Origin of the sequence: Paenibacillus sp. MER TA 81-3 (assembly GCF_023713585.1) — a bacterium.
Taxonomy (GTDB): Bacteria; Bacillota; Bacilli; order Paenibacillales; family Paenibacillaceae; genus Paenibacillus_B; species Paenibacillus_B profundus.
Window position 1 is genome coordinate 68,020 of sequence record NZ_JAMAWB010000011.1, and the last position, 16,753, is coordinate 84,772.

Genomic DNA, 16,753 nt, shown 5'->3' on the forward strand with positions numbered 1-16,753 from the left:
CAAGCATAGCCAGCGCATCATTAGCGCCGGCTGCGCAGTCTTAATCGTGCTGTTCCGGTCTGTAACTTACATACATGCACTTCAGTTCATTAACGATGCGCGATAGAGAATAGGTCTGCTTCGCTTTCGCCCAGGCGGCCCGCGCCAGCTCATAACGGAACGAGCCGTCCGTCATGACCCGCTCCAACGCATTGCTTAGCGCTATCGGATCATCCGGCGGCACAAGCAGCCCGTTCACGCCGTCATCGATCTGTTCGGCAATGCCGCCCACGTCCGTGCCCACGAGCGCCAACCAGCACAACGCTGCTTCTGCGAACACAGAACCGAACGCCTCCGCACGCGAAGGCAGCACAAAAATATCGGAGAACGGCATGAATTCCTCCGGATGCAGCATATAACCATAGAAGATTGTCTCCTCGTATATGCACAATTCCTGCGCCAAGTGTTCCAGATCTTCTCGAATTGGCCCGTCACCGATAATATGCAGCACATAGGCATGACCTCTCCGCTTCAGTTCGGCACACGCATGCAGCAGCACATCCAGCCCTTTGGCAGGTACGAGCCGGCATACAACAATAAGCTGTGGAACGGCGTTATCATGAGCAATCGGCTTGAATCGCTTCTCATCGAACCCGTTCGGCAGCACGCCAATACGTTCGGGATGACTGACATAAGGCGAGACGTAGTCAAGGAACGACTTCGATACGGTCATCATCTGATCCACGCATTCTTCCAACTCACGATATAGCGAGGTCAAGAAGCAGTGCTCCAACCCGCCTGCTTCAATCTTTCCGTTCAGAATCAACTCCCGCTCGAAGCTGGAATGCAGCGTCATGATAACAGGCGTATCCGGATACAGCTGCTTCATGACCAGTCCCGCTATCGGGTGATGGGCATGTATCAGGTCGTACGATTTCGATAACCGGAGCTTACACCACCATACGTAATCTTTGTACGTTTGCATATATTTTTGCACGGTTGGACTTGCTTCGTACTGCGTCCAATCGAACGTCATAAACCGGACATCCTCTTGTCCTTTTCCCCGAATGCGCTTCGGCAGTGAGAACAATTCCATTTCCCAATTCGGCGTTTGAAACCGATCCAATATATAAGGAACCATGGAAGACACGCCTCCCGGTTGTTCAGGCGGGAAAAATAAGGCTTGTAATATGTTCATGTCTTGCGCCTCCTTTATGTTCGCGCTTTTCGCCACCTATCGTTTATGATATATTAGAACATATGTTTCAGTAAAGAACCTAAACTACGGAGTAACTCAATATGATTCAAGCTGCAATCCCCTTTTCAGAAGTAAGTCAGGTTGTAGAAATGACGTCAGCCTGCATGCTCTATATCATTTTCATCATGTTTCTAATGGCAATTCGTCTTTATTCCCGCCAGCGTTCCAATACTTATATTTTACTGATGACCTCTTTTGTGATCATGGCTGCGGAACGATCGCTCGATTTAGTGAATGTATCTTGGCTGCAGCAGGATTCCTATGAAATATTCGTAGGAAGAACCGCATTGCAAGCGTTTTCTTTTGTGTTTGTAAATATGTCTATTCTGCGGATGTACAAACGTTCCACCCGAGGCTCGCGGCTGCAATTCGGCTTTCTGTTGCTCTGCATTCCAGCAATAGCCGTATTATCACATCTGTTGACATCCCACTCGGTGTCACCATTCTTTCATGCGTTGCCGCTCATCGTTTATCATATGATCATTACCATCTATTGCTATACGGTGATTGCCCCACGCATCGGCCAACAAGTCAAATACATATGCAGCTTGGCGGCGCACTTTGCCATGCTTCTGCTCGTAACTGTCAATGCCACATGGTTTGAAAGCTCAAATGCTTTCATTCTTATCTTGGAACGCCTGCTGCCGCTTATCTATTACACGCTTCTGTTCTTTATTCTGTTCGAGCGCGTGGTGGAACTGCTGCACTCAACATACCGGACGTCCATCACTGATGGCCTAACTGGGTTATTCAATCGCAGGTACGTATTGAAGGTTATGCGCCAATACATTCGAAATGAATACAAAATTTCGTTCATTTTCTGTGATATCGATAATTTCAAGAAGGTAAACGATACGTTCGGTCACGACCAGGCCGATGAAATATTGAAGCAGACCTCCCTCATCATGCGCGAAGAAATTGACGATTACGGAATTACCGGACGGTTCGGCGGCGAAGAATTGATCGGGCTCATTCTGCATCGGAATGCACGCGCGGATCAGATTGCCGAGAAGATACGTCAGCGCGTAGAGACCGAGACTAGTGTCACGATCAGCATCGGCATCAGCAATCTCCGCAAACATATGACGGCCGAGGATTTGATCCGCGAGGCCGATCAGGCAATGTATTATTCCAAGACGAACGGCAAAAATCGGGTGACCGCTTTCCAATCCGTATACAGCGCCTCTTACGCTCCCCGATCTCGGGCTAAACGTTGACCATACAACAAAGGGGGTTGTCCCAAAAGGTTGAATGACCTCAAGGACAGTCCCCGTTTTCTTTGCTGAAGGGCGGGGTGTTGTATATAGCTGAAAAGCAGCCAGATCCACTGTACAAATTACAGTCTGCATACCGTTCGGCCGCCCTAATCGTACATTCTGCTGTACATTTTCCAATGATGCTTTGCTTCTGGCAGAAAGTTGAGTTTCTCTGCACGCGTTACAACCAGCAGGCACGGGAAAAGCTGCATTAGCGAAGCAGGCTGTGCGCTTTCCATCTGGGCAGATGATGGATTGATCCAGAGGCAGAGCTTGTCCATCATTTACTCAAGAAAGTGAAACCCCGGCAAAACGAAAAATAGTGAAGCAGGAATAGCCCCTGCCTCACCATTTTTTTGTAACTTCACTATATTTGTAATGAACCGAGCTATCCCCCAAGTGCATTTATCTTCTTTTAGGACAGTTCCCTTTATTCATATTGCACAAGCGAGGAAAGATACTATTGAAAGCCGCTTATTGCACGTCTCTCTTCTTAAATACAACTATCGAAATGCCAAGCAGCACAATCATATAGATCGCATAGATGGTGATGCTGTAGCCAAACGAAGCGCCCTTAAATGGCAGCGTATCGCCCGTAAAATACGGCTTCCAGTCCAGGTTCGGGAAGATAAGGAACTTGTACCAGCTCTTGCTTGATAGGAAAACGATGGACGAACCAAGGACCCATTTCAAAATAATAGGTATCGTAATCGACAACCCTAAGCTGTGCGTCAGAACCGCAGTCGTAAAGGCAACCAGCGCATAGAACAGCACGTTCGGAAGGCTGAGCGCCATATCGCTTACAATCTGCATCAGCTTGACATCGGCCGGGATGATATTAAAGAAGATGGCGCCTAACGTCAATCCAATAAACAAGGTAACCATGTAGACCACTAGCAAAATAAGCAATATATTGACGAGCTTCGACATCAGCACCATCGTCCGGCTCGCTGGGCGAATCAGGATTTGCTTAATGGTTCCGTCTTTGTACTCATCCGTTATAATCTGAGCCGACACCACCATAATAAAGATGCTCGTTAGCGCACTTGACACGAAATGGACGTCGCTTGTAAAGGAGATGAATGAATAGGGCTGATCTTTAAAAATAAAAAAGCGCATTACAACGGCTAACAGCAAGGAAATGACGGCGATGAACGCGTAATAGTAAGGGACCTGCCGTTTACTGTTCACTTTCATCCATTCATTTTGCACAAGGGATACGAAATATCTCATTCGATACGGCCTCCTTTCGTCATGGACAAGAACGTGTCCTCCAGAGTCGGAGCAACCGTACGCACCTCATATATAGCGACTCCATGCTGCACAAGATGTTCTACCACCTTCGGAATATCTTCTCTCAATAGTTCAACGGAGAGCGCCCCGCCTTCTCCTAGCGAAGCTGACCATGTAGTGGATGCAAGCGCAGCAAGCGCTTTGTCTGGCTCACTCACATCGAAATGAATGGCCTTCGGTACAGATGCAGCACCGTCCGCATTCGGATCCATTGCACGCTCGCCAATGAATTTTCCATTCTGGATAATGAGAACACGATCACACATAAGCTCGATTTCAGACAACAAATGGCTAGATACGAGAATCGAAATATTCTCTTTCTTCGCAAGATGGCGCAAGTAATCACGCAGCTCGCGAATTCCCGCAGGATCAAGCCCGTTCGTAGGCTCGTCCAATATAAGAATAGATGGATTATGCAGCAGAGCCTGAGCGACGCCTAGACGCTGACGCATCCCCAGCGAATAATTTTTCACCTTTTTATCCAGCGCATTCTCCAAGTCAACGAGCTTCACAATTTCTTGAACCCGTTCTTCCCGAATCGGCTTGCCGCTCATGCGCGCGAAATGGATAAGATTTTTCCGTCCGGTCATAAATTTATACAGCTCCGGATTTTCGACGATAGCCCCAACATTCGCCATTGCCTTCGCGCGATTGGTCCGAATGTTATGACCTTCGATGACGATATCACCGTTCGTCATCGACATCAGTCCCACGATCATCCGAATCGTTGTTGTTTTGCCGGCTCCGTTCGGACCGAGAAATCCGTATACTTCCCCGCGGCGAACGCTGAACGACAAATCATCGATAATCGTCTTGCCTTTTATTTTTTTCGTGACATTCTTTAGTTCCACCACGACATCGTTCATCAAGCACTTCACTCCTTTCAAATTAAACCTTCATCATTTCATCACTTTAGAGATTGTTCAAAAAGCCCCTTTATGAACACGCACTTTTTATCTGTTTACCCCTGTCAGATTGTTTCCATGCGTTTCGTTAACCGCAAAGCTTGCTCTGCCATTTATTCCATACGTAACGACCTGAAACAACGTTTCGTATTTTCGACTTACATTATTGTCACCTAAGGAGTGCCCTTCGACAAGTGTTCAGTATTTTTTCATCCTGCTCTCATGGCCAAAAAAGTAAGGGGGGCTATGAAAGCAAGTAGCGGACTATTCGTGGCGCCCCCCTTGAGAGGCAAAATCTCTTTTACATTTCAATTTCCGTTGCATGAGTATCTTTTTGTCCGGTAAAATAATAAGGAAATTTTATTTTTAATTCCCTTTTTGCACATTCTATTATACAAGGAGTTGTACGATGTCACCATCACCATTACCCCAACTGCCGCAGCACTATATCCAGCAAATGGAGCAGTTGCTCGGCCAAGAAGCCGACGCATTTTTGCACAGCTATGACGCGCAGAGGGCTTTCGGCTTAAGGGTGAATTCTATTAAATGGGAGCACCATGCCGCTGCGCGCGAACTCGCAACGCAGCAATTCCAATTGCGGTCCGTACCTTGGTGCGAAGAAGGCTTTTATTATGATGAACATTCGCGTCCAGGCAAGCACCCATATCATGCCGCTGGCTTGTATTACATCCAAGAACCGTCCGCCATGTCTGCGGTGGCGCTGCTGGATCCGCAGCCAGGCGAATTCATTTTGGACCTGGCAGCCGCCCCGGGAGGGAAATCGACGCAGATCGCCGGCCGCATGCAAGGGGAAGGCGTACTCGTCGCGAACGAGATCCATCCGCAGCGTGCGAAGATTCTCGCCGAAAATATCGAGCGCATGGGTATTGCCAACGCTATCGTCACACAGGCGGATCCGCACTCGCTAGCAGCCAAATTTCCATTGGCCTTCGATCGAATTATGCTCGATGCCCCGTGTTCCGGAGAAGGGATGTTCCGCAAAGACCCTAGTGCCATAGAGGAATGGTCCCCTCTCCATGTGGAAGCCTGCGCTGCGCGGCAATGGGACATTATTCAAGCAGCAGTCACCATGCTCAAGGCGGGAGGCACGATTGCTTATTCCACCTGTACGTTCAATCGCAGGGAGAACGAAGACATCGTAGAGAAATGGCTTGCCGCTTATCCCGAATTCCAGCTTGTAAGAACAGAACGGATTTGGCCGCACCTTGCAGAGGGGGAGGGGCATTTCGTGGCCGTATTTCAGAAGACGTCCGATGGATTAGAAGACGTGCTTGAACAGCACGCTGTCTCGAACTCTATCCGAGCTTCTGCCAAGTCAAAAGGTCGACGCTCCAGTTCGGGCCATTCGGAGCGCGGGACATCCCGAACAGCAGATGTTAACGACTCATTCAGGCAGTTCGAAGCATGGGCAGGGGATCATATTCCTGACTTCTCCCTTCCTCCAGGGACGCCGCTGCTGTTCGGCGAAGAGCTGTACTGGCTGCCGCAAGGCAATGCTGCTGCGACCGTCTTCCTGGACAACGGAGCGGCATTAGACCGATTGCGCGTGCCACGTGCCGGTCTCCATCTCGCCCATATGCGGAAGAATCGGATTGAACCCGCGCACGCCTTGGCACTGGCGTGCATTACAGGTGGACAAGCAGCACATACGTTGCAAGCGACAGCAGATGATACGCGGATTCGCGCCTTTCTCAGAGGAGAATCGATTGCATTGTCATCAGATTCCGAGTCAGTCCGGACTAAGGGCTGGATGCTCGTTACCGTCGACGGATTACCGTTGGGCTGGGGCAAAGCGTCCGATGGCATGTTGAAGAATCATTACCCCAAAGGGCTTCGTTCCTTATAGAGTTGTTCAAAGAGCCGCCTATTGAACACGCAGTATAACACGTATTAATACTAAAAAACCGCTATCCTTGCAGACACGATGCTCCATACGAAGCTTTGTTTCTGCAAGGCTAACGGTTCGTTTCTTAAGACGAATGGCAATACATCAACAGTTCGTCGATAATCTCATTACGGAACATCATCGTCAGATGGAGCACATCAAAGGTTTGCTCCTCAGCTAGCTGCTTGACAAGCGCTTTTGCGATTACTTCACGCTCGGCACAAGTACCTGGCACGCGAAAATCGATGTAGCCAGCCAACTGTTCCCCGTCTGTACTGACGGTCGCGGCACCGATCGGCAGCGATCCGCTTGCATCGCTATACAGATCATACAGAAGCGCATTCCCATCGTCACGAGCCAGCACGACATGAATGTGAGCATTCGCTTCTCCGATCAAGCGCTTAGGCTGCGCTACGATGTCAGAACGGTCGCCAAGCGTCTCATCCGATGTTGTACAACAGGCAGAAGAAGTTACGACCAAGGCTGTCGGCTCCATTTCATATTGTTCATACTCCATTTCATAAGTGCCCGCTTCATCCTCGAATTCACCTTTTTCTTCGTCACCCGCCACGATCCGCCGCACTTGCCCTAGCACGAACACGACTTCGAAATCAGCCGCTCCTAATGCTTCGGCCACATGGCGGACATACCGCTCAATGTTTTGCTCCACAATAACAAGCGACTCGTCTTGACATGCTTGAGCATCAATGATAAATGACCCTTGCAGCCGTTCTTGTTCACGATATAATAACGATAATACACCGACATAGGTGCCTTGCCACAGAACGTCTATCGCTTCTCCGCTCATCGTTCTGAAATCCGGCCGCAGTTGAACCTCTGCCATCATCCATACCTCCATCCTGACGTTACCCTCTTCTACATCAAGAGTTTGGCATTAGGATTCCCGCTGCAATGATGGAACATGCACCCAAAATTATAGGTGAGGGCAATCGTCCATACGCGAACTAACCGATACCATAGTATACAGTATACCGAATGACGTATGTTCCGCCGCATCCTCCAATTGCACGGAACCACGTTCCCTGCTTCGGTTCATTTTTCTGGTCATCGTTTCGCGCTCATGAAACAAAAAAAACGACACCACGCAGGGCGGGGGAATGGTTTCCCCGCCTTTTGTGATGCCATTGCGGACATGCATAGATGAAAATTCATGTTACGACAAACAATGTTTGCGAAGCGCCTCATGCACACCGTCTTCGTTGTTGGACAAGGTCACATCTTGCGCGGCCGCCTTCACTTCCAATGGTGAATTGTCCATGGCTACGCCCATGCCAGCGAATTGAATCATCGTCATGTCATTGAAGTAATTGCCGATCGCCAGCACCTGTTCACGCGGGATGCCGCGCCTATCGGCTAACTCCCGCAGCGCGCTGCCCTTGGTCGCATCGCGATGCATGATGTCAATGAAGAAATCGCCCGAACGGATGAAGTTGTGCTCATGCTTCCACAGCTTGAGCTCCTCCTCGACCTGATCCATTTGATCCTTCATCCCGCTCATCGTCAGCTTGAGCGGCTCGTCTGTGAGACCCTCCCACCCCGGGAACTGCTTCGGCTCGATAAGAAACTGACCGTAGACATCATGCATTTCCGGGGTCAACCCTTCCAGCTTGTCTACATATAGATCGAACGCAGTATTAATATCGAAGTGAACGTCGTTCTCACGGCAGTATTGAATGTACGGTTCAAGCCCCATGGGCGGAATTTCAAAACGATGGAGCACACGTCGTCCATTGGATGCGACCGTAGCTGCACCGTTATGCGTAATTACAATCCCTTCCAGACCCAATTCATCTAAATAAGGCAGTGTGCTTATCGGACTGCGTCCCGTACAAAGCACGATTTCAATTCCTTGAGACGCGACCTCGCGAATCGTGTCCGCATTTTTAACAGACAGCGAATGGTCGTCATACAGCAAAGTCCCATCCATGTCTAAGGCGACGATACGATATTTCATATGGTGCACTCCTCTCATTTCATAACCCTTTCAAGGTTATTTTTCTATTGATTTTCCTTGCCGAAGCTGGTCGATTTCGTCCTCCGAGCATTCCCGCCATTGTCCCAGGGGCAGCGCGGCGTCTAGCATGAGCGTCCCCATCGAGAGACGCTTCAAATAGATCACCCGCTTGCCGACTGCCTCGAACATGCGCTTCACTTGATGGAACTTCCCTTCGGTAATCGTTAATTCGATATGTGAATAGATGCGATGTTCCTCTTGCTCATGCCGAAGGATCGTCAAGGCCGCAGGTTGGGTCTCATATCCGTCATCAAGGGTTACCCCATCGCGGAATGCTTCGACATCATCATCACCAACCTCACCCTCTACGATAGAAAAATACGTCTTCGGCACATGCTTCTTCGGTGACAACAGCTCATGCGCCAGCTTGCCGTCATTCGTCAACAGCAGCAAGCCTTCGGTATCTTTATCGAGCCGCCCTACCGGAAACGGCTCGAAGTGGCGAATTTTCTCTGGCAGCAAATCAACCACCGTCTGCTCCCTCAAATCATCCGTCGCAGAAATGACGCCCTGAGGCTTGTGCATCATGACGTAAATATGTTCACGATATCGGATCCGCTCTCCGTCCAATAGTATTTCGTCATGCTCCGGATCCACCTGCAATCCGCTATCCTTCACCACCCGGCCATTGACAACAATCAAGCCGCCTTTGGCCCATTTTTTAATCTCTGAGCGCGAACCGCACCCCATATGTCCCAACAGCTTATCCAAGCGCATTTTTTTCGCCATTGCTTACGTCCACCTCCATGCTGGCGGGTATTCGTTCTTCACCGTTCCTCCCGCCCATTTGGCCAAGCCCAAGCTATATCCGTCCACGCATACCAGCAGCCACCCTTTCGCAGGTGTAGCTGGATTCCGTTCAATATGCTCTTCTCCCAACGTTAACGTTTCGCCGCGCAAATACCGAATCACTTCGTCCTGACCTAATCGAAGCGGCAGCACACGCTTCATGTGCGAGCTCGTCATTGCCATCGCCAAAGCGTGCGCAGGCTCGAATCGTTCCCCTTTGCACGTGCCGAGAAATAACCCCGGACGCATGACGCGCAGCGCACCCAACCGATGAATCGGAAGCGGGCACGCATATAAGTAAGGCCCGATCGCCGCATTCGCCTCGGCAATCGCCGTCGACATCTGGTCGCGGCAGAAGCAACCGTATGCTTCAAGCTGATCTGGAGTCGGCGGAACGATGCCCTTCGACTTAATCGGCGCAGGCTTGCCCCCTTGCTTGAGGCGTTCCTGACTGGAACGCTGCTTCGCTTTCTGCTCTTTCGCTCCCTGCCTTGATGGCTGGGCGTTCACGACAACGGATCCAACGTGCGACACCTTATCGATGCTATCTGCCTGTTCTTGAAGCTCGACACGTTCCTGCCCTTCCGACTCCGCTAACTCTGAATCGCACCGTTCCAGCACCGCTACGAAATGCCCTTCGCCCTGCAAGCGGTGCGGCCAGAGACGCGCCGTGCCAGCCGTGCTATCGATCGCCTGCTCGTCTGCTTCCCAGCCGTGCTCGTTCATGCAGTCACGTGCCCAATCCGGTCGTCCGGCAGCGAATCCGTTGGCTAACGGAATCGGGACGACACAGAACTCCGGATGCGCGCTTACGAAGCGGGCAATGGACGCTTCGTTCTCTTCCGGCGAGAAGGTGCACGTTGAGTAGACAAGCCGTCCCCCAGGCGCAACCAGCTTGGCTGCGCTGTTCATAATATCCTGCTGCATCATGGCATAGGTCAGCACCGGCTCGCGCTCCCACGATTTGACCATATCCGGCTCCTTGCGGAACATGCCCTCTCCAGAGCATGGCGCATCGACAAGCACCTTCGTGAAAAAACCGGGGAATGCTTCCGCAATCCGCTCTGGCTTCTCATTCAGCACAACCGCGCGCCGCACCCCGTATAGCTCGATATTGCGGACGAGCGCTTTGGTCCGATCTGGGTGGATGTCGTTCGTGACAAGCACGCCTTCTTCTCCGAGACGTGCAGCAATTTGAACCGACTTACCGCCTGGAGCCGCGCATAAATCCAATACACGGTCGTGGGGACGAACATCTAAACATTGAACCGGTGCCATGGCGCTTGGTTCCTGAATGTAATATAGCCCCGCATGATAATAGGGATGCTTGCCGGGACGAGCCTTATTCGAGATGTAATATCCGTCCATCGTCCAAGGAATCGGCCGCAGTGGATACGGAACTATATTTTGAAGCGATGCAGCATCCAACTTCAGGCCATTTGCGCGAATTCCGGCATAGGACTCTTGGTTGTAGCTTTTCATAAACTCATCGAATTGTTCGCCAAGCCGCTTCTGCATGGTCTGAACAAACGCTGTCGGGAGACTCTTCATACATTCATCCTTTCAAATCTGCCTTCATATCGTCTTAAGATGAATGTTCAAAAAGACCACTTTTCAGCATCGAGAAGTACATGTTTTCGCTAGAAAACTGCATCGGAAGGTCAAAAGGGAGCTTTTTGAACAACCTCTTAAAAACAGCAATGATAACAGCATACCATGATCCCTATCGTTTTTAAACGAAAGTGGCGAAGGAGAAGGCGCGCTTCCCTCCGTCTCATTAATAATACTTACATTATTGTCACATTGGCCATGATTGAGAAACTTTGCCTTGCGCCAGCCGTATGAAACACTGTTTAATTTAATGTGTATAGAGTTGAGAGAAAGGAGGAGCCGAATGTTACGTGTTGAAGGTCTATCCCACGCATTTAAGAATGGCCCCGAGACGACCCAAGTGCTGCATTCCATTGATTTTTCGGTCAAGCGTGGAGAGATGGTCGCTTTACTCGGCAGTTCCGGTTCCGGTAAATCGACGTTACTTAACTTGATGGCGGGGTTGATGAAGCCGACCGAAGGCAATATTTTCATTGCCGAACATGACATCGTGCAAATGAATGAGAACCAGCTGGCCGAATTTCGGCGAAAGCACATCGGCTTTATATTTCAAGCTTATGAATTGATAGCGAACTTGACCGTTCGCGAGAACGTTGAGCTCCCGCTTATTTTCCAAGGAGTTCACCCTGCTGAACGGAAGCAGAAATCGTTGAAATTGCTGGAGCAGGTCGGCATTCCCGATAAATCGGAACTGTTCACCTCCCAATTATCCGGTGGGCAGCAGCAGCGTGTCAGTATTGCTCGTTCCTTGATTACGGAGCCTTCGGTCATTTTCGCCGATGAGCCTACAGGGAACCTCGATACGCGCACAGAGGAAGAAATTATTGCTATTCTCAAAAGCTTAAATAAAACGATGGATACCACATTCATCATCGTTACGCACGAGCTTGAAGTCGCAGAGCAGACGAAACGAATCATTACGTTACGCGATGGAAAATTGGTGGAAGATCATGCTCCAGGCGCTCCGATTGTTCCGGCTATGCCGCCCCACAACGTCGCGGAAGAGCCTGTTCCTGCGGGAGGTAAGACGACATGAGAATTCGGGACTATATCAATCTCTCCTGGGATCAACTGAAACGCCGCAAAGTCGTTACCGCGCTGTGCGCCGCTGGTATTTCCATCGGTTGCGCAGCGATTGTCGTTGCGATGAGCGTGGGCGAGTCAGCGCAGGTGTATGCGGAGAGTCAGCTTAATACCTTTTTAAAAATGGACGAAATTACAGTTTCTCCAAATAAAGGCGTGAGCGGAGGCGGAGCGGGCAACAACGGTGCAGCCGCTAAATCGTCAGAAACGGACGAGGTCCAAGAGCGCGGTAAAATAACACAACAGAAGCTCGAGGTCATCCGAAATATTCCGCACGTAAAAGCCGTCGCGGCTAACCAACAGCTCGGATATTTGGAAATGAACACGCTGGATGAGCGCAGAGCCATGGTGGAAGTGATCGCAACCGATCTTGATTCATTAACCAAATTCGGACACGATTTCATGCAGGGAGCTGCTTCCGATTTAGCGGGAACTGCCGTCTTGAACTACGGGGCAACTCTGGGTCTTGTCGATCAGGAGACGATGGACAAGCTCATCCAACAGCTGCAGGACAATCCGTACGATGATTCGCTCATGGAACAGTATCGCAACATGAACCGAATTCCATCCTCCTTGTACCAGCGCCAAGTACGACTTGGCAGTACCGATATGAATGGAAAATCCTTTTTAAGCTCCCCGCTCCGCGTGTCGGGTGTATTGAAGAAACCGAGCGGCAGCAGGGATGATATGATCGCTTATGACAAAAAGGTATATGTCTCGATTGAAACAGGCGAACTTCTGAAGCAGGAGATCCGGTTGGAAAACGGAGAGAATGCGACAGAGCCAGGTACATACAATTCGCTAGTCGTGAAGGTCGACGATCAGAACAATGTGGAGCAAGTCGAGAAGCAAATCAAAAAACTAATGCTGAACACGAGCACTAATTTGCATCAGAAAGATCGGTTGAATGAGCAGTTTGCCATAGTGCGCACGATTGCGCTCGGCATCGGGCTGTTCGTCCTCTTCATCGCCTCCATCTCCATTGTCGTTGCGATGACGATGTCCACGTATCAGCGCCGCCGTCAAATCGGCATCATGAAGGTGCTTGGCGCGAACTTGAAGCAGATTCGCAACATGTTCATTATCGAAGCAGCGCTGCTAGGTTTGCTTGGCGGACTGATCGGAATCATGCTGTCCTATTGGATTGTGTGGGGCATTAACGGCTTGACCGCAGGCTCCATGTCAGACGGGGGCGGAGAATCGATTCTGTTTATTTCACCGACCTTTATACCGATCGGCATTGCGTTTGCGATAATGACCGGTGTGTTGTCCGGACTATACCCGGCGATTAGCGCCTCGCGCACAGATGCGTTAACTGCGATTAAACGTGACTAGAGATGCAGCAATAGTGACTTTTATACATTCATGATAGACAGGTAGCAATTTGAAGGAGGTCCGCGACGAAAATGAAGAAGAAGATCAAATGGGCGATTATCTTGCTCGTGCTCGCCGGCATCAGCTATGGCTTATACAATTTCGCCAGTCCGTCTCAACCGGCAGATACGATGGAAAATACCGGCGCGATTCCGTTTACGGTAACGAAGGAGACATTGGTGAACAACATAGAGGTCAAGGGTAAGTCAACCTATGAACAGGAAACGTTCATCTATGCCCCATTCGGTTCGGAAGTGAAGCAGTGGGCCGTCAAGGACGGTCAGCAGGTGAAGAAGGGTGAGGTGCTGTTCCGATTGGATCCGAGCGCCTTGCAGAATGAGCTCGCGCAGTCGGAAGCCGCCATCAAGAAGCAGCGGCTTGAAGCACAGTTGGCACAGATGCAGTTGAAGCTTGCCGACGAAGATCAGTTGCTTCCTTCAACGGAAGCGGAGATGAAAAAGAAATTCGCGGAAAAGGAAACAGCCAAGCTGCAGTCGGAATTGAACAATGTAACACTCGACATCCAACAGAAGGATCTAGACCAAAAACGGAAGAAGCTAGCGGAAGCCACTTATGCGGCGCCTGCCTCCGGCATCTTCCTATATGATGATCCGAACAAGCTGCCGCAAGCCGTTAAGGATAATGACCGCATCGGCAAAATCGTCGATTTAAGCAAGCTTCAGCTTGTAACGCCAGTCGGAGAGCAAGATGTGTTCCGCATTAAAGCGGGCATGCCGGTTGTCGTGAAGATGAATGCAATGAAGAATGAGAAGCTGAAAGGCAAAGTGTTGAAGGTTTCGAAATTTGCCAAAAGCGTGACCGATCAACAAAACGCGAACCAGCCCGCACAATTCGAAGTCATCATCGCGCTGGATGCTAATGAGCATCTGATTGCGGGTCTCAGCCTGACAGGCCAAATCGAAACGAACCGCAAAGAAAATGCGATCGTCGTGCCAACCGTGGCGGTCATGCGTGAGAAGGACAACTATTACGTCATGCTGGACAAAGGCAATGGCCAATACGAACGCCGTGACATCAAGATTGGAATGGAGACCCCAGAGAAGACCGAAGTTCTGGAAGGCTTAAAGGAAGGCGACACCGTCGTCCTGCAATAATACAAATAACAAAAGACCGCTCTCGTTCTCCTGTCCCGCTGGGAAGGATGCAGAGCGGTCTTTCGTATGATTAGGTCAGTCAGAGATTTCTGGTTGGCCTTTTGGTTGTGCTGCGATATCCGAAACTTGCGTAGACTTGCTCACTATCGATCCATCTTACTTAGACACGGGTAAGCTTGCACCGGCTTATTCACGCTTCAGGCTCGTTCTGTCCGTCCGGCACGTCATTCAACCGATAGCTGAGCATCACGAATACGTAATCATCCTTCGTCGTCTGCTTGGATAACTCGGCGTTCTTTGCGATATCCGATTCGGACGGCTCGAACGGAGACTGCTCCTTGTTAGAGGAAATCGCGTTCTGTACGAGATGCGTTTTCTCTGCCCATTCCATCGGTGTCAACGATGCGTATGCGATATTGGCTTCCGCCAGCATGCCCTCGCCGATCTGACCCATCTTCATTCCCTCTTCAATCAAGCCCATGCCTTGATGGGTGATGCGAAGTATTTCCTGCACGATGTAACTGGAGTATTCCGCGGTCAGCTGCTTGCCGAACGTAAAGCTCCGATGTTCATTGTTCGACCGGTAATATTTTTCAATCAGATTTCCCTGCTGCTTCGTCTCCACAAGCTCCAACAAATGAGCCTCTTCCAGCTTCTTGACGTGATAATAGAGCCGGGACGGCTTCTCATCCATCTGCTCTGCCATCTGCTTAACCGTGACTGGCTCGTCTTGGGCGAGCCGCAATATGTGCATGCGGCGCGGGTCGAGCAATATTTTTGCCAACTCGATATCATCAATAATCTTGTTCTCTCGCAAGATGTCCCCCCTTATCCCGAAGAAGACGCGGCTTGGCCTCCTCCCGACAGCTTCGTCTCGTTCGATTGCCGAAGCGCTTGATTATATTTTAACAGAGGGAAAACGGCAGCGACAGTGATAAGCAGCAATCCGGCAATTGCAGTAGCCGTCAATACGCCGAACAGAGAGGCGAACAAGCCGCCCGCACCGATGCCGAGCACCGTTCCCGCTTGCGCGACGGACTCGAACACACCCGAGCCTCGGCCCCGCATCTCATCCGGCATCAGCGTAATGAACAGGCTGCTCAGCGGCACGTTCGTGCATGAGATGGACACGCCAACGCCAAGCGCCCATACATAGACGCTGAGGACCCCGCTTTCCTGATATAAATGGAACAACGGCACAATCAGCATGCAGAACAAGCCGATGGCGCCCACGGCACCCAAGAGCATCACATTCGTTCTGAGCCGCTGCAGCAGAGAAGGGGCGGCCAACGCTCCCATAATGCTTCCGGCAGCAATCATGCTGGAGATGAAGCCGAAATGCTCAGCTGGAATCCGGAACGACTGCAACAGCGCCGCGTTCAAATTCGTGTTGATGACTCCCATGACGAGCATGATGGGAACAAGCAGGATGAGCAGAGCGAACAAGCCATCGTGGCGATAAATGGTGTACAGCCCATCTTTTAACGATTGCCAATACGGCTCCTTCGCAACGACCTGCTCTTCTTCTTGCCCCGTCATGGCTGTCTGTTGAGCTGTCGTCAGGTCCTCAGACAGCGCTCTCGACATTCCAAAGATGAACAAGGCGGACAACACAAATGTAAATGAATTAAAAGTGAACAGCCAGCCAAAATGTCCAAAGGGAATGAGCAGTCCGGCAAGCGCTGGGCCGATGAGCTTCATCGCCATATAGGTCGCCTGCGAGAACGATACGGCCTGCGTAATGTTCTCTTGGCCGACGACACGCGGAACGATAGCTGTGCGCGCGGGCTCGAAGAGGACAGTCCCGATGCCCTGCAGCAGCACCAACGCATAGATGCCGTAGAGCTCATTCTGGAACACGATGAGCAGCAGGACGATGACGGCTCTGTACAAGTCGGCGGCAACCATGATGAGGCTGCGGCGGAAGCGGTCGATGAACGGTCCGACGAACGTGCCTAGCAGCATGTTGGGCAGTACTTGAGCCAGCACGACCACACTTAAGGCAAGCGGATTGCTCGATAAGTGCGCGACCAGAAAAATGACGACGAGCCGAGTGATGCCGTCCCCTAGCTCGGAGACGATTTGCGCGAGCCAGAGATGGCGAAAAGCGCGATTGTTTAGCAGCAGCTTCATGAATAAGGCCTCCGTT

The 16,753-nt window shown here is 50.7% G+C and carries 14 protein-coding genes; 5 read left to right on the forward strand and 9 right to left on the reverse strand.

From position 1 onward, the window contains the following. Positions 1 to 40: 40 nt before the first annotated feature. Complete coding sequence (locus M3650_RS17485) at positions 41 to 1,177, reverse strand: glycosyltransferase family 4 protein (RefSeq protein WP_251576676.1); 1,137 nt, start codon at positions 1,175 to 1,177, stop codon at positions 41 to 43. Between the two features lie 101 nt (positions 1,178 to 1,278). Between M3650_RS17485 and M3650_RS17490 the strand changes: the two genes are divergently transcribed. Beyond that, positions 1,279 to 2,454 (forward strand): GGDEF domain-containing protein, encoded by a 1,176-nt coding sequence (locus M3650_RS17490; RefSeq protein WP_251576679.1) that lies wholly within the window; start codon positions 1,279 to 1,281, stop codon positions 2,452 to 2,454. A 513-nt stretch (positions 2,455 to 2,967) separates the two neighbouring features. On the opposite strand, the gene M3650_RS17495 is transcribed toward M3650_RS17490, so the two are convergent. Both M3650_RS17495 and M3650_RS17500 read right to left on the reverse strand, forming a co-directional pair. After that, complete coding sequence (locus tag M3650_RS17495) at positions 2,968 to 3,726, reverse strand: ABC transporter permease (protein ID WP_251576681.1); 759 nt, start codon at positions 3,724 to 3,726, stop codon at positions 2,968 to 2,970. Beyond that, the gene (locus M3650_RS17500) at positions 3,723 to 4,652 is read right to left on the reverse strand and encodes an ABC transporter ATP-binding protein (protein ID WP_251576683.1); all 930 of its coding nucleotides are present in this window, start codon (positions 4,650 to 4,652) and stop codon (positions 3,723 to 3,725) included. The genes M3650_RS17495 and M3650_RS17500 overlap by 4 nt, the downstream gene beginning before the upstream one ends. 448 nt (positions 4,653 to 5,100) lie before the next feature. On the opposite strand from M3650_RS17500, the gene M3650_RS17505 reads away from it, so the two are divergent. After that, positions 5,101 to 6,558, forward strand: a complete 1,458-nt coding sequence (locus M3650_RS17505) for an RsmB/NOP family class I SAM-dependent RNA methyltransferase (protein WP_251576685.1) — start codon at positions 5,101 to 5,103, stop codon at positions 6,556 to 6,558. Between the two features lie 124 nt (positions 6,559 to 6,682). Here the strand turns inward: M3650_RS17505 and M3650_RS17510 are convergent, their stop codons facing one another. The 4 genes from M3650_RS17510 to M3650_RS17525 form a co-directional block, all read right to left on the reverse strand. After that, a complete protein-coding gene (locus tag M3650_RS17510) occupies positions 6,683 to 7,441 on the reverse strand; it encodes a hypothetical protein (RefSeq protein WP_251576687.1) in 759 nt (252 codons plus the stop codon). A 330-nt stretch (positions 7,442 to 7,771) separates the two neighbouring features. Next, positions 7,772 to 8,572 (reverse strand): Cof-type HAD-IIB family hydrolase, encoded by an 801-nt coding sequence (locus tag M3650_RS17515; RefSeq protein ID WP_251576689.1) that lies wholly within the window; start codon positions 8,570 to 8,572, stop codon positions 7,772 to 7,774. 36 nt (positions 8,573 to 8,608) lie between these two features. Continuing rightward, positions 8,609 to 9,361: a pseudouridine synthase gene (locus tag M3650_RS17520; RefSeq protein ID WP_251576691.1), complete on the reverse strand. Its 753-nt coding sequence runs from the start codon at positions 9,359 to 9,361 to the stop codon at positions 8,609 to 8,611. A gap of 3 nt (positions 9,362 to 9,364) precedes the next feature. Continuing rightward, a complete protein-coding gene (locus M3650_RS17525) occupies positions 9,365 to 10,972 on the reverse strand; it encodes an RsmB/NOP family class I SAM-dependent RNA methyltransferase (RefSeq protein ID WP_251576693.1) in 1,608 nt (535 codons plus the stop codon). A gap of 343 nt (positions 10,973 to 11,315) precedes the next feature. On the opposite strand from M3650_RS17525, the gene M3650_RS17530 reads away from it, so the two are divergent. The 3 genes from M3650_RS17530 (at position 11,316) to M3650_RS17540 (ending at position 14,604) form a co-directional block, all read left to right on the forward strand. After that, positions 11,316 to 12,068 carry an ABC transporter ATP-binding protein gene (locus M3650_RS17530; protein ID WP_019424317.1) on the forward strand — a complete coding sequence of 251 codons (753 nt, stop codon included), beginning with the start codon at positions 11,316 to 11,318 and terminating at the stop codon, positions 12,066 to 12,068. Beyond that, on the forward strand, positions 12,065 to 13,450 hold the full coding sequence (locus M3650_RS17535; protein WP_019424316.1) for an ABC transporter permease: 1,386 nt from the start codon (positions 12,065 to 12,067) through the stop codon (positions 13,448 to 13,450). The genes M3650_RS17530 and M3650_RS17535 overlap by 4 nt, the downstream gene beginning before the upstream one ends. Before the next feature lie 71 nt (positions 13,451 to 13,521). Continuing rightward, complete coding sequence (locus tag M3650_RS17540; protein ID WP_251576695.1) at positions 13,522 to 14,604, forward strand: efflux RND transporter periplasmic adaptor subunit; 1,083 nt, start codon at positions 13,522 to 13,524, stop codon at positions 14,602 to 14,604. A 190-nt stretch (positions 14,605 to 14,794) separates the two neighbouring features. Here M3650_RS17540 and M3650_RS17545 read toward each other — a convergent pair whose 3' ends face one another. Together M3650_RS17545 and M3650_RS17550 are read right to left on the reverse strand one after the other, a co-directional pair. Beyond that, positions 14,795 to 15,421 carry an ArsR/SmtB family transcription factor gene (locus tag M3650_RS17545; protein WP_251576696.1) on the reverse strand — a complete coding sequence of 209 codons (627 nt, stop codon included), beginning with the start codon at positions 15,419 to 15,421 and terminating at the stop codon, positions 14,795 to 14,797. 11 nt (positions 15,422 to 15,432) lie between these two features. Further along, positions 15,433 to 16,737 carry an MFS transporter gene (locus M3650_RS17550; RefSeq protein WP_251576698.1) on the reverse strand — a complete coding sequence of 435 codons (1,305 nt, stop codon included), beginning with the start codon at positions 16,735 to 16,737 and terminating at the stop codon, positions 15,433 to 15,435. Positions 16,738 to 16,753 lie beyond the last annotated feature (16 nt).

What these genes read in the sequence shown, in the direction of transcription:
- M3650_RS17485 (WP_251576676.1), bottom strand. Translation starts at nt 1,177, where the DNA reads ATGAACATATTACAAGCCTTATTTTTCCCGCCTGAACAACCGGGAGGC.
- M3650_RS17490 (WP_251576679.1), top strand. Translation starts at nt 1,279, where the DNA reads ATGATTCAAGCTGCAATCCCCTTTTCAGAAGTAAGTCAGGTTGTAGAA.
- M3650_RS17495 (WP_251576681.1), bottom strand. Translation starts at nt 3,726, where the DNA reads ATGAGATATTTCGTATCCCTTGTGCAAAATGAATGGATGAAAGTGAAC.
- M3650_RS17500 (WP_251576683.1), bottom strand. Translation starts at nt 4,652, where the DNA reads ATGAACGATGTCGTGGTGGAACTAAAGAATGTCACGAAAAAAATAAAA.
- M3650_RS17505 (WP_251576685.1), top strand. Translation starts at nt 5,101, where the DNA reads ATGTCACCATCACCATTACCCCAACTGCCGCAGCACTATATCCAGCAA.
- M3650_RS17510 (WP_251576687.1), bottom strand. Translation starts at nt 7,441, where the DNA reads ATGGCAGAGGTTCAACTGCGGCCGGATTTCAGAACGATGAGCGGAGAA.
- M3650_RS17515 (WP_251576689.1), bottom strand. Translation starts at nt 8,572, where the DNA reads ATGAAATATCGTATCGTCGCCTTAGACATGGATGGGACTTTGCTGTAT.
- M3650_RS17520 (WP_251576691.1), bottom strand. Translation starts at nt 9,361, where the DNA reads ATGGCGAAAAAAATGCGCTTGGATAAGCTGTTGGGACATATGGGGTGC.
- M3650_RS17525 (WP_251576693.1), bottom strand. Translation starts at nt 10,972, where the DNA reads ATGAAGAGTCTCCCGACAGCGTTTGTTCAGACCATGCAGAAGCGGCTT.
- M3650_RS17530 (WP_019424317.1), top strand. Translation starts at nt 11,316, where the DNA reads ATGTTACGTGTTGAAGGTCTATCCCACGCATTTAAGAATGGCCCCGAG.
- M3650_RS17535 (WP_019424316.1), top strand. Translation starts at nt 12,065, where the DNA reads ATGAGAATTCGGGACTATATCAATCTCTCCTGGGATCAACTGAAACGC.
- M3650_RS17540 (WP_251576695.1), top strand. Translation starts at nt 13,522, where the DNA reads ATGAAGAAGAAGATCAAATGGGCGATTATCTTGCTCGTGCTCGCCGGC.
- M3650_RS17550 (WP_251576698.1), bottom strand. Translation starts at nt 16,737, where the DNA reads ATGAAGCTGCTGCTAAACAATCGCGCTTTTCGCCATCTCTGGCTCGCG.